Source organism: Rhodococcus sp. Leaf233, assembly GCF_001426165.1.
In the GTDB taxonomy this organism is placed as follows: Bacteria; Actinomycetota; Actinomycetes; order Mycobacteriales; family Mycobacteriaceae; genus Rhodococcoides; species Rhodococcoides fascians.
The window spans coordinates 343,007-354,700 of sequence record NZ_LMRO01000001.1 but is presented as its reverse complement, the minus strand read 5'-3'; the positions used below and the strand labels follow the sequence as shown (position 1 = coordinate 354,700).

The following is an 11,694-nucleotide window of genomic DNA, read 5'->3' as shown; positions in this document are numbered from 1 at the left end:
ACTCGACAACGCCTATCCTCGGTACGTGCCCACCCTCTGCACTTCATCGACGAGTACCACGTGACCGGTTCGGCAGTGGCGTGGCTGGAGAAGTTCCAGATCCCGCTGTACCTACTGGCGTTGGCCGTCGGAGTTGTTGTCGGGTTGGCGGCACCGGCATCGGCTCCCGCATTCGAGATCGCCATCAATCCGGCGCTGATCGTCTTGCTCTACGCAACGTTCCTCGCAGTTCCGTTCTCCGCCATCGGCGATTCGCTACGCGACCGGAATTTCTTGCTGAGCGTCGTGGTGCTCAATTTCGTACTCGTCCCGATCGTCGTGTTCGCACTGACCCGGTTCGTTGCGAGTAACGAAGCGGTGCTCGTCGGGATACTTCTCGTGCTGTTGGCTCCGTGCATCGACTACGTCATCGTCTTCAGCGGATTGGCCGGGGCGGCATCGGAACGACTTCTCGCCGCTGCTCCATTACTGATGCTGCTGCAGATCGCGTTCTTGCCGCTCTACCTCTGGTTGTTTGTCGGATCCGAGGTAATGGAGATCGTCGACGTCGCACCGTTCGTCGAGGCGTTCGTCCTACTGATCGCGCTGCCACTGACATTGGCTGCGGCAACGCAGTGGTTGGCACGACGCACACGCCTCGGCACTCACATCATGGACGCCATGGCCGCGGCAATGGTGCCGATCATGATGGCAACCCTCGCAGTCGTCGTCGCATCTCAAGCCGACGCAGTCCGCAGCGAGGCATCTCAGCTGATCGCAGCAGTGCCGATCTTCGTGGCGTTTCTGGTCGTCATGGCCGTCGTGGGACTCGCGACGGCTCGGGTCACCCGCCAGGACGTGCCCGCGACCCGGGCTTTGATCTTCTCCGGGGCGACCCGGAACTCGCTGGTGGTGCTGCCTCTCGCGCTCGCGCTGCCGCCGGCTCTTTCCCTCGCCGCAGTCGTTGTGGTGACGCAGACGTTGGTGGAGCTGATCGGCATGATCGCGTACGTCAGAATTGTTCCTCGCCTCGCACGGGCGACTTAAACTCCGTACATGACCGAACCCACGCCATCCGACCTGACCGCGCTACGTGCACGGGCTGCGGGCGGTGACCAGGACGCGATCGACGAATTGGTGGAGCAGGGCACCGTCGACGATCTGCGTTCACTTGCCGCAGCCGGCAACAGCGACGCCGTCGACATCCTCGTCGAAAGCGCCGGAGAGCGCGAGGACCGCGACGAACTGCAGCGGCTGGCAGCCGGCGGAAGCCAGGATGCCGCAGACATTCTCGAAGAACTGGACGGCTAGATCGGATCAGGACGGGTGCCCACCTGCAGGGTGAGCCGATGCGCCGCGTCGAGCAGCATCTTTCCCAACTCCCGACGTCTGTCCTCTCGAAACCTCGTTTCCACACCGGTCAGACTCAACGCCCATGCCGGCCTGCGGCCGCGGTCGAACACCGCCGCGCCCAGTCCCCAGCTGCCTTCCACGAGCAACGCCGGGTTGACGGCGTAGCCCGAGGACCGCGTCTGCTCGATCCGGTGGCGAATCGCCGACTCCGAATGATCGGCTCCCCACTCGGGCACCAGATCGACTCCGTCGAGGTAGTCGTCGACCTCGCGGTCCGGGAGATGAGCGAGAACGGCCAAGCCTGCGGAGGCCACACCCAGCGGTAATCGGATGCCCTCGTACAGCACATGCGACCGTAGCGGGAAGCTGCCCTCCACCCGAAGCAGACACACCGTCTCGCCACCTCGACGCGCGGACAGGAACGCGCTCTCGCCGCTCCGCATTGCCAAGTCCTGCACGATATCTCGGGCCTGATCGGTGACGTCGTAGCGCAACGCGGCCATGGAGCCGAGGAGATAGATTTCCGGTCCCAGTGCCCACCGTCCGGTTCCCGTATCGCGGTCGACGAATCCCTCGTCGGCCAATTCCGTCAACAGCCGATGCGCCGTCGGCCGCGCAACGCCAGCAGACCTCGCCAACTCGGTGGTCGAGGTACCGGCCGCCTCCGCCGCACTGGCGGCACGCAGCAGAGCACACACTTTGGCGATGACGCCTGCGTTGGCATCGAGCACAGTCACCGCACCACTGTACGTCCACTGAGTGAACGCCGACGCACTTCATGTTCGACAATCGAGCAGAATTTCCCAACACCTCCGCAATGCCCGCAGGTCGAGTTCACTGGACCCATCGTTTGCTCAACGAACACATCAGGAGTTCACGTGACAGGAAAGACCTACGACTCCGCAGCCGACGCGGTGGCGGACATCGGTAGAGGAGCGACCATCGCGGTCGGCGGCTTCGGCCTGTGCGGCATCCCCGATGCCCTCATCGAGGCCATCACCGACACCGACGCGGACGAATTGGAGGTGTTCTCCAACAACTGCGGCGTCGACGGCTACGGATTGGGAATTCTGTTGGCAGCCGGACGTATTCGCCGCGTCACTGCGTCGTACGTCGGCGAGAACAAGGAGTTCGCCCGGCAGTACCTCGCCGGCGAACTCGAAGTGGAATTGACACCGCAGGGCACGCTCGCCGAGCGTCTCCGCGCCGGCGGCACCGGCATTCCCGCCTTCTTCACCCCCGCCGGGGTCGGCAGCCCCATCGCCGACGGCGGAATGCCGTGGCGCTACAACGTCGACGGTTCCGTCTCGATCGAGTCACCGCCCAAGGAAACACGGGTGTTCGGCAACAAACGCTACGTGCTCGAGGAGGCGATCAACGCCGATTTCGCTCTAGTGCACGCCGAGATCGGCGACACCGCAGGCAATCTCGTGTTCGACAAGACAGCGATGAACTTCAACCCGCTGGCAGCGATGGCGGGCAGGATCACCATCGCTCAGGTGGAGAAGCTCGTCGAGCCGGGCGAAATCGACCCGGCCCAGGTGCATCTTCCCGGAGTGTTCGTCCAACGTGTCGTACATACCGGTCCACAGGACAAGCGCATCGAAAAGCGCACCGTCAGTTCAGGAGTTCGAGCATGACCGCAGGATGGACCCGAGACCGGATGGCCGAGCGTGCGGCGGCCGAGATGGTCGACGGCGAATACGTCAACCTCGGCATCGGCTTGCCGACGCTGATCCCGGGCTACCTCACCGACAAGGTGAACGTCACTCTGCATTCGGAGAACGGCATCCTCGGCACCGGCCCCTACCCCACCGAGGACGAGGTCGACGCCAACCTCATCAATGCCGGAAAGGAGACCGTCACCGTCAATCCCGGTGCGTCGTACTTCGATTCGTCGCTGAGCTTCGGCATGATCCGAGGCGGCCACATCGACACAGCCGTTCTCGGCGGCATGCAGGTCTCCCGTAACGGCGACCTCGCCAACTGGATGGTCCCCGGCAAGATGGTCAAGGGCATGGGCGGCGCGATGGACCTGGTGCACGGGGCTCGACGCGTCATCGTGGTCATGGAACACACCGACCGCGACGGCAATCCGAAGATCCTCGACGCGTGCACCCTGCCGCTGACCGGCCAGGGCGTCGTCGACCGCATCATCACCAACCTGGCCGTCATTGACGTCGTCGGCAACGGCACGCTGAAGCTGGTGGAACTGGCACCGGGCGTGACCACCGAACAGGTCATCGCCGCAACCGGATCAACCCTGAAGCACTGAAGCACTGAAGCACCGAAGCACCGAAGCACTGACAGCCGTCCGAACAGCACTGTGGGCCCGAACGTCCGAAGACGCTCGGGCCCACAGTGTTACGTTCTAGTCCGGGATCATGTCGAACGTGTCCGGATTCGGACCGTTCCGGCCTTCCTCGCCCTTGTCGAGTGCAGTGATCGCATCGACGTCGGCCGAGCTCAGCTCGAAATCGAAGATGTCGAAGTTGGCCTTCACGCGCTCCGGTGTCACCGACTTCGGGAAGATGATGTTGCCCCGCTGAATGTGCCAGCGCAGCACCACCTGTGCGACGGATTTGCCTGTGGCGTCGGCGATTCGCTTCAGTTCCGCGTCGTCGAGAACGTTGCCCTGAGCGATCGGCGACCACGCCTCGGTGGGGATGGCATGTTCGCGACCGTAGGCCCACACGTCGTGGTTGACGAAGTACGGGTGCACCTCGATCTGGTTCACCGCGGGGACCGTCTCGGTCTCTTCGGCGAGGCGATCGAGGTGAGCGGGCTGGAAGTTCGAGACGCCGATGTTGCGGGCCCGGCCGTCGGCGGCGAACTCCTCCAACGTCTTCCACGTGGAGACGAAGTCGCCGTCGTACCGGGTGGGCAGCGGCCAGTGGATGAGGAAGAGATCGACGTAGTCGGTCCCGAGGTCGCTGAGCGTCTTGTCGAACGCCGAGCGCGCGTCGTCGGGCCGGTGGAAACCGTTGTTGAGCTTGCTGGTGACGAACACCGATTCGCGGTCGATGCCGGAGTTACGAATGCCCTCGCCGACCTGCTTCTCGTTGCCGTACATCTGCGCGGTGTCGATGTGTCGGTAGCCGATCTCGAGCGCCGTTTCGACGGCCTTCGCGGTCTCGTCGGCGTCGATCTGAAAGACGCCGAAACCGAGCTGGGGAATCTGCTTGCCGTTTCTGAGCGTGACGTTGGGTACCTGAGTCATATCGCCGGGGTGCCCGCCCACTGTGGCCTTCAAACCGGGTGGAACAATGCCATCGTGATAGTGCAGCGCATCCGGCGCGTCGTAGACGGAGTTGCCGAGAAATTCGGTCGGTCCACCTCTGCTCTGACAGCTCCCGAGCGCAGTTTCGATCCGGGGCACCCATGGTTCCTGACCGCGCCCGAGCGAGGCAACGACGACACCCGAATTTCGGCCTGGACCGAGGGCAATCGCGTCGAGAACCTCGTGCACGGCAAGACGTACTTCGCGGCACTCGCACGGGCCCTCGAGCAGACCGAGCGCGACGATCTGGTGCTCTTCACCGATTGGCGCGGGGACCCGGAGCAGCTGCTCACCGACGACGGCGTGACCGTCGAGGATGCCCTGGCCGCCGTCGCGCACCGCGGTGGCGTCGTCAAGGGCATGGTGTGGCGCTCCCACATGGAAACCCTCGGTTTCACCGGTCCGAAGAACCGCAAGCTCGCGCTGCGGCTGGAGGAGGCGGGCGGCGAGGTCATTCTGGACCAGCGCGTGCTGGTCACCGGAAGCCACCATCAGAAGTTCGTGGTCGTGCGGTACGGCAGGACTGATTTGCCCGACGTCGCTTTCGTGGGCGGTATCGATCTGGCACGTGCTCGACGCGACGACGCCGATCACTTCGGCGATCCCGTCTCGCGCCCCTTCCCTCCCGAGTACGGCGAGATTCCGGCGTGGCACGACGTGCAGGTGCAGATCGAGGGCCCCGCAGTCCGGGATGTGGAGGACGTCTTCCGGGAACGGTGGGAAGATCCCGCGGCGCTCTCGCGTCTACCGTGGCACGCCATTCCCGATTTCCTGCGCGGAGTCAGGCGTGAACCGTCGGAGTTGCCACCCGCTGCCGCCGCCCCGGAGCCGCAGGGCACGTGCTCGGTTCAGCTGCTGCGTACCTACCCGCGTCGACGCCCCGCCTACCCGTTCGCGACGAGAGGCGAGCGCAGCGCTGCCCGCGCATACGCCAAAGCCCTCGACCGCGCCGCCGAGCTGATCTACATCGAGGACCAATATCTGTGGTCCGTCGACGTCGCGCGCGTGTTCGCCGCGGCACTGCGCCGCAAGCCGAACCTGCGGCTGGTGGTGGTGGTCCCCAAGCACCTGGACGACGACAGCAACTTGACCATTCCCTCTGCGCTGCTGGGACACTCGGCGGCGCTCGGGGTCATCCGCGCAGCCGGCGGTGACCGCGTACTGGTACTCGACATCGAAAACGACCGTGGCATACCGGTATACGTGCACTCGAAGGTCTGCATCATCGACGACGTGTGGGCGGCAGTGGGGTCGGACAACTTCAATCGCCGTTCCTGGACCCATGATTCGGAGCTGACCGCAGCCATCGTCGACGAGCAGCGCGACGATCGGGCACCGCTCGACCCAGCGGGCCTCGGCGACGGTGCCAGAACCCACGCGCGCAACCTGAGACTCGAACTGATCCGCGAACACCTCGGGCGGGCCGACGGCGACGACGCCGACCTCGTCGACCCGCAGCAGTTCTTCGACGTGATCTCGGCGAGCGCGACGGCCCTGGACAACTGGCACCGCAACCCGTCCGCGAAACCCCGGCCCGTCGGCCGTCTGCGAATGCACGAGATCACGGTGCCGCCCGTCTGGCAGCAGCGACTCGCCGCACTCGCCTATCGGTTGTTCGTCGACCCCGACGGACGCCCCATCGGGATGCGCCTGCGTCGTCGATTCTGAGTCCACGTTTTCGAGTTGTAGCTGTTTCGGACCTGACATATCGGGCATTCGCTCACGATGTCCACCTCCTCTCGCGCACCGAGCGCGCTCGTCTTCGCGCCGTCCCCACTACTGACGGTGACCCTCGACGCTGCCCCCAACGGCAGTACCGAACTGCACGTGCACGCGGGCGGTCAGGGTCACTGGATCGCCAGGATGGCGTCGGTGCTGGGTCTCGATGTCACACTCGCCGGGGTGTTCGGCGGCGAGATCGGTGCCGTATTGCGGGGCATCGTCGAGAGTGAGGGCATCTCCGTCGTCTCCGTCGACATCGGCCAGGAAAGCGGCTCCTACGTGCACGATCGCCGCAGCGGAGAGCGCGAGGTACTGGCTACGGTCGATCCGCCGCCGCTGGCCAGGCACGCGCTCGACGACCTGTTCGGCGCGGCACTGGCCACCGGTGCCCGCAGCGACGTGGCAATTCTCGGCGGTCCGCACGCCGACAACATCGTGCCGCCCGAGGTCTACGAGCGACTGTGCGCAGACCTACGTGCGCTCGACGTCCCGGTGGTGGCGGACCTGTCCGGACCGACGATGCTAGCCGCCCTCGCCGGCGGTCTCACGGTGCTCAAGGTCAGCCACGAGGACCTCATTGCCGACGGCGGAGCCGAGTCCGAGGACCCGAAGCACCTGATCGATGCGATGCGAAAGATGCACGACGACGGTGCCGAGGTGGTTGTGATCTCCCGAGCGGGAGACCCCGCCTTGGCGTTGGTCGACGGAGACGTGCTGGAGATCGTTACCCCGGGTCTACAGATGGTCGACCATCACGGCGCAGGCGATTCGATGAGCGCCGGGATCGCCGCCGGAATCGCCCAGGGAATGTCGATGCCGGAGGCGCTCCGCCTGGGCGGCGGCGCGGGCACCGCCAACGTCACCCGCCGCGGCCTCGGTAGCGGCCGAAAAGACCTGGTTCTCGGACTCACCGAATCGGTCGACGTGCGTCCGTACGGCAAGGCGGGCAAGAAATGAGAGCCCTGATCACCAACGACGACGGTGTGGACAGCGCAGGCATCGCGCTGCTGGCGCGGGTCGCGCTCGACGCCGGCCTCGACGTCGTGGTGGCCGCTCCCCACGAGGAACGCAGCGGTGCCAGTGCATCGTTGACGGGGATGGGCGTCGACGATCACCTGGGTATCGGGCGAACCGAGATCGAGGGGTTGCGCGGTGTCGAAGTGTATGCGGTACAGGCCTCACCGGCCCTCATCGCGTTCGTCGCCACTCGAGGTGCGTTCGGCGATCCACCCGACGTGGTCCTCTCCGGCATCAATCACGGCCCCAATACCGGTGCGGCCGTGCTGCATTCGGGGACGGTGGGCGCGGCGCTGACAGCCCTGACGCACGGGGTTCCCGCCATGGCGCTGTCGTCGCTCGCCACCCGGCCGTCGCACTGGGACACCGCCGAACACGTCGCGCATCTGGCGGTGACATGGATGATCTCGCATCTGACCGTCGATGCGGTCGTCAACGTCAACATTCCCGACGTTGCACGGTCGGATTTTGCCGGGATCGTTCCGGCCTCGCTGGCCCGGTACGGCGCGGTGCAGGCCGAAATAGGCGATCGCGGAGAAGATTTCGTCACCGTCCGGTTCGACGAGATCCACGCCGAGGACGACGACTCCGACGCCTCCCTGCTGGCACGGAACTGGGCGACCGTCACCGCGCTGCGTCCCCCGAGCGAGGTGGACAGTATCGATCTGTCGACGCTGCGTGAGTGAGCTCGGTGCGGTGGACCCGAATGTGTCGGTGCCCTCGGGCACACTGGGAACCATCACCGCAGATGCCACGGACCTAGGGGGTCACCGCACATGACGACAGATACCGATTCCGGATCGTTCCGCAGGCTCCACTCGCATGGCGTAGTTCCACCGTTTCTGCTCGAGCGTCTGCAGGGAGCCGGTGCCCGCGCGACTCTGCTGGCCGACCGCGAGATGCGGGCGGGCCGAGAGGTCGTCCAGGCCCGTACCGCTATCGCACCGCGGACCGGCGGCACCCTCGAACGCACCATCTCCGATGCGAAAGCGACCCGCGACCTCCCGGGTAAGCAGGTTCGCGCCGAGGGTGAGGATCCCACCGGCGATGCTGCGACCGACGAGGCATACGACGGTCTCGGTGCCACGTATGCGTTCTTCGACGAGGTGTACGGCTACTCGAGTCTCGACGGCAGCGGCCTGCCCCTCGATGCGACGGTGCATTACGGCCGGGACTACGACAACGCGTTCTGGGACGGCTCTCGCATGGTGTTCGGCGACGGCGACGGCGAAGTGTTCGCCCGCTTCACCGTTTCTCTGGGCGTCATCGCGCACGAGCTCGCGCACGGGTTCACGCAGTACACCACCCCGCTCGAATACAAGGACCAGGCCGGCGCACTGAACGAATCCATCTCCGACGTGTTCGGTGCACTCGTGGAGCAGTACACCGCGAAGCAGAACGCCGAGGACGCGTCGTGGTTGATCGGCGAAGGTCTGTTCCTGCCTGCGGTGCAGGGCAAGGCGCTGCGCTCGCTCCTCGAGCCCGGTACCGCGTACGACGACGATGTACTCGGCAAAGACCCACAGCCGGCCAGCATGGACGATTTCGTCGTCACCACCGAGGACGACGGCGGTGTGCACATCAACTCGGGCATTCCCAACCGCGCGTTCGCCGTCGCCGCAACCACCTTGGGTGGCCCGGCGTGGGACCGCGTCGGGCAGGTCTGGTTCGACACCATGACTGTCGGGGGTCTGGCACCGACGGTCGACTTCGCGGGTTTCTCCGCGGCGACGCTGCTCGCAGCGCAGAAGCGATTCGGTGCCGATTCCGACGTCGCACGGGCCGTGGCCACCGGTTGGTCTACCGTGGGAGTTCAGTCAACACGGGAGCCGAGCGACGATCGGGTGTGATCGAGGGGCATGAGCCTGCGCATCGAGGTACTGCGAACCGGCGGGATCGCCGGAATGTCCAAGCGCGGAGTGGTCGAGACCGACGAGCCGGAATGGCAGTCGCTGGTCGAAGCTGCGCGCCCGTACCTGGCTGAGCCGCCCCCACCCGAGCCGGCCGAGTCGCAGGCCCGCGACACCTTCGTGTGGAACGTGTCGGTGGGCGAGCAATCGTGCCGGGTCGGCGATTCGGCCCTGACCGGGCCGCTACGCGACCTCGCGGAGCGCACACTCCGAGAGGGTCGCGTCAGGTAGTTCAGCAGCTCGGCTCAAGCTTTCCATTCCGCGGAGCGTTCCGGGGACGCCTCGGCCAACGCCTTCACGGTGTCGTCGACGCCGAAGTCCTTGCCGTACACCGGGGTTCCCGGTTGCTGACGCCAGGACTCGGCGAGAGAACCGGCATCGACCGGGTCGAAGCCGAGCTCGTCGATCACCGAGAACACCAACTTCTTCGACTCTGCGTCGTCCCCGGCGATCGGCAGTGCGATGCGCTTGTCGGTTCCGGCAGGAACACCCTTCTCGAGCAGATGCTTGTACCAAATTCCGTTGAACGCCTTGATCACCGGCTCACCGAGCTGCTGCGACACCCATACGCTCTCGGGTGTGCCGCCTTCGATGTCTTCGATCAGACCGTCGCGCTGCTGCGGGTAGTAGTTGTTCGTTTCGATGATCGGCGCTCCGGGCTTGCGTGCGCCGGCGATACCGGCGGCGAGGTCGGGCACGTTCTTCTGCGGGATGCTGAGGATGACCAGGTCCGCATCCTGCGCCGCGTCCGCTGCCCACACCGCCGTCGCTCCGGTTTCCGACGCCAGCTCCGCCAGAGTCTCCGGGTCGCGTGAGTTCGAGAATCGAACCTCGTGACCGAGCGCCGTCAACCGGCGCACGAGCGTTCCACCGATGAATCCACTTCCGATGATGCCAATTTTCATGTCCGGAACAAACGATCAGGGACTCGATCTATTCCCGTCAGGAAGCGACCGCGACCTTCGATCGAGGCCGCCCGAACTTCATCGCCTTGTCGACGAGCTTGCCGTACCGCAGAACCGGCAGGTCGCGGAAGTAATTCATCCGCAGCTTCCACGGAGTTTCACTGCCCTGCCTCGGGAAGTTGTCCACGGCCCGCAGCACGTAGCCGGCGGCGAAATCGAGGAACGGCTCTTCGTCCACGGACGGGTCGCGTTCGAGCTCGACGGTGCTGTACCCGTTCTCGTCCATGTGTGCGAGCAGGCGCATGACGTAGTTCGAGACCATGTCGGCTTTGAGCGTCCACGACGCGTTGGTGTACCCGACGACAAAAGCGAAGTTGGGGATTCCGGTGAGCATCATGCCCTTGTACGCCATGGTGCTGGGCAGATCCACGTCTCTACCGTCGACGCGGAAGGTCGCGCCGCCGAGTGCGGACAGGTTCAATCCCGTTGCGGTGACGACGATATCGGCGTCGAGGTGCTGGCCGGACCTCAGCTTCAGGCCGGTCTCGGTGAAGCTGTCGATGTGATCGGTGACGATCGAGACCTCGTCCTTGCGGATCGAGCGGAACAGATCGTTGTCGGGCACCAGGCACAGACGCTGATCCCACGGGTTGTACGACGGGGTGAAGTGGGTGTCCAGGTCGTATCCCTTCGGCAGCCAGCCCTCCTGCATCTTCCGGATCCGCTTCTTCATGAATTCCGGGTACTTCTGGCTCAACGTGAAGATCAACATGGCCATCGACACGTTCTTGAGCCGAGTCACGCTGTACGCCAACTTCTTCGGCAAACGCTTCCGCAGTGTCTGCGCAATCGGATCCTTCGAGGGGAGCGAGAGGATGTAGCTCGGCGAGCGCTGCAGCAACGTCACGTGCTCGGCCTCACGCGCGAGGTTGGGAGCCAGCGTGATCGCCGTTGCACCGCTACCGATGACGACGACCTTCTTGCCCGCGTAATCCAGATCCTCGGGCCAGTGCTGCGGGTGGATCACCTGCCCACCGAAGTTCTCCTGGCCGACGAACTCCGGGCTGAAACCCTTGTCGTAGTTGTAGTAACCACTGCAGGAGAACACGAACGACGCGGTGATCGTGACGGTCTCGTTGGTGTCGCTGCGCTGCGCCGTGACCGTCCAGAACTGCTGCTCGGACGACCATTCGAGGGCGACGACCTTGTGGTGGTATCGAATGTGCTTGTCCACACCCGCTTCTCGCGCGGTTTCGACGATGTAGTTACGGATGTCGGAACCGTCGGCGATGGACTTCTCTCCCGTCCACGGCTTGAAGCTGTACCCGAGGGTGTACATGTCGGAATCGGAGCGAATACCGGGGTAGCGGAACAGATCCCAGGTGCCACCGATCGCCCCGCGGCTTTCGAGGATGGTGTACGTCTTCCCGGGCAGATCGTGCCCGAGGTGACGCGCGGCACCGATCCCGGACAGGCCGGCACCGATGATGAGGACATCGACCTCGGGGGTGGTCAGTACGGCAGTCAT

Annotated in this window: 13 protein-coding genes; 9 read left to right on the top strand and 4 right to left on the bottom strand. The window is 65.0% G+C overall.

The annotated features are described in order from the left end of the window. Window positions 1-60: 60 nt before the first annotated feature. Together ASH04_RS01700 and ASH04_RS01695 are read left to right on the top strand one after the other, a co-directional pair. Window positions 61-1,026 (top strand): arsenic resistance protein, encoded by a 966-nt coding sequence (locus ASH04_RS01700; RefSeq protein ID WP_027494420.1) that lies wholly within the window; start codon window positions 61-63, stop codon window positions 1,024-1,026. A 9-nt stretch (window positions 1,027-1,035) separates the two neighbouring features. Next, window positions 1,036-1,290 (top strand): hypothetical protein, encoded by a 255-nt coding sequence (locus ASH04_RS01695; protein WP_057472601.1) that lies wholly within the window; start codon window positions 1,036-1,038, stop codon window positions 1,288-1,290. Here ASH04_RS01695 and ASH04_RS01690 read toward each other — a convergent pair. Then, on the bottom strand, window positions 1,287-2,069 hold the full coding sequence (locus ASH04_RS01690) for an IclR family transcriptional regulator (protein ID WP_235579900.1): 783 nt from the start codon (window positions 2,067-2,069) through the stop codon (window positions 1,287-1,289). The genes ASH04_RS01695 and ASH04_RS01690 overlap by 4 nt on opposite strands. A 141-nt stretch (window positions 2,070-2,210) precedes the next feature. Between ASH04_RS01690 and ASH04_RS01685 the strand changes: the two genes are divergently transcribed. Further along, complete coding sequence (locus ASH04_RS01685) at window positions 2,211-2,972, top strand: CoA transferase subunit A (RefSeq protein WP_057472600.1); 762 nt, start codon at window positions 2,211-2,213, stop codon at window positions 2,970-2,972. Then, window positions 2,969-3,607, top strand: a complete 639-nt coding sequence (locus ASH04_RS01680) for a 3-oxoacid CoA-transferase subunit B (RefSeq protein ID WP_057472599.1) — start codon at window positions 2,969-2,971, stop codon at window positions 3,605-3,607. The genes ASH04_RS01685 and ASH04_RS01680 overlap by 4 nt, the downstream gene beginning before the upstream one ends. 96 nt (window positions 3,608-3,703) lie before the next feature. Here ASH04_RS01680 and ASH04_RS01675 read toward each other — a convergent pair whose 3' ends face one another. Continuing rightward, window positions 3,704-4,552, bottom strand: coding sequence for an aldo/keto reductase (locus ASH04_RS01675; protein WP_027494425.1), 849 nt, complete (start codon window positions 4,550-4,552; stop codon window positions 3,704-3,706). 54 nt (window positions 4,553-4,606) lie between these two features. Here ASH04_RS01675 and ASH04_RS01670 point away from each other — a divergent pair, with 54 nt between their 5' ends. The 5 genes from ASH04_RS01670 to ASH04_RS01650 all read left to right on the top strand — a co-directional run bounded on the left by ASH04_RS01670 (window position 4,607) and on the right by ASH04_RS01650 (window position 9,492). Next, on the top strand, window positions 4,607-6,280 hold the full coding sequence (locus ASH04_RS01670; protein ID WP_057472598.1) for a phospholipase D family protein: 1,674 nt from the start codon (window positions 4,607-4,609) through the stop codon (window positions 6,278-6,280). Between the two features lie 57 nt (window positions 6,281-6,337). Continuing rightward, entirely contained in the window at window positions 6,338-7,291 is a 954-nt protein-coding gene (locus tag ASH04_RS01665) for a 1-phosphofructokinase family hexose kinase (RefSeq protein WP_032369347.1), read from the top strand. Then, window positions 7,288-8,037, top strand: coding sequence for a 5'/3'-nucleotidase SurE (gene surE, locus ASH04_RS01660; protein WP_032369346.1), 750 nt, complete (start codon window positions 7,288-7,290; stop codon window positions 8,035-8,037). The genes ASH04_RS01665 and surE overlap by 4 nt, the downstream gene beginning before the upstream one ends. 90 nt (window positions 8,038-8,127) lie before the next feature. Continuing rightward, the gene (locus ASH04_RS01655) at window positions 8,128-9,201 is read left to right on the top strand and encodes a M4 family metallopeptidase (protein WP_048316658.1); all 1,074 of its coding nucleotides are present in this window, start codon (window positions 8,128-8,130) and stop codon (window positions 9,199-9,201) included. Window positions 9,202-9,210: 9 nt separating this feature from the next. Beyond that, window positions 9,211-9,492 (top strand): protealysin inhibitor emfourin, encoded by a 282-nt coding sequence (locus ASH04_RS01650; protein WP_027494430.1) that lies wholly within the window; start codon window positions 9,211-9,213, stop codon window positions 9,490-9,492. Window positions 9,493-9,506: 14 nt separating this feature from the next. Here ASH04_RS01650 and ASH04_RS01645 read toward each other — a convergent pair whose 3' ends face one another. Both ASH04_RS01645 and ASH04_RS01640 read right to left on the bottom strand, forming a co-directional pair. Continuing rightward, window positions 9,507-10,166, bottom strand: coding sequence for an NADPH-dependent F420 reductase (locus ASH04_RS01645; protein ID WP_027494431.1), 660 nt, complete (start codon window positions 10,164-10,166; stop codon window positions 9,507-9,509). Between the two features lie 37 nt (window positions 10,167-10,203). Next, on the bottom strand, window positions 10,204-11,694 hold the full coding sequence (locus ASH04_RS01640; protein WP_057472597.1) for a flavin-containing monooxygenase: 1,491 nt from the start codon (window positions 11,692-11,694) through the stop codon (window positions 10,204-10,206).

Excerpts from the sequence above, each read along its gene's own strand:
- ASH04_RS01695 (WP_057472601.1), top strand. The coding sequence starts at position 1,036 with ATGACCGAACCCACGCCATCCGACCTGACCGCGCTACGTGCACGGGCT.
- ASH04_RS01680 (WP_057472599.1), top strand. The coding sequence starts at position 2,969 with ATGACCGCAGGATGGACCCGAGACCGGATGGCCGAGCGTGCGGCGGCC.
- ASH04_RS01675 (WP_027494425.1), bottom strand. The coding sequence starts at position 4,552 with ATGACTCAGGTACCCAACGTCACGCTCAGAAACGGCAAGCAGATTCCC.
- ASH04_RS01665 (WP_032369347.1), top strand. The coding sequence starts at position 6,338 with ATGTCCACCTCCTCTCGCGCACCGAGCGCGCTCGTCTTCGCGCCGTCC.
- surE (WP_032369346.1), top strand. The coding sequence starts at position 7,288 with ATGAGAGCCCTGATCACCAACGACGACGGTGTGGACAGCGCAGGCATC.
- ASH04_RS01655 (WP_048316658.1), top strand. The coding sequence starts at position 8,128 with ATGACGACAGATACCGATTCCGGATCGTTCCGCAGGCTCCACTCGCAT.
- ASH04_RS01650 (WP_027494430.1), top strand. The coding sequence starts at position 9,211 with ATGAGCCTGCGCATCGAGGTACTGCGAACCGGCGGGATCGCCGGAATG.
- ASH04_RS01645 (WP_027494431.1), bottom strand. The coding sequence starts at position 10,166 with ATGAAAATTGGCATCATCGGAAGTGGATTCATCGGTGGAACGCTCGTG.
- ASH04_RS01640 (WP_057472597.1), bottom strand. The coding sequence starts at position 11,694 with ATGACTGCCGTACTGACCACCCCCGAGGTCGATGTCCTCATCATCGGT.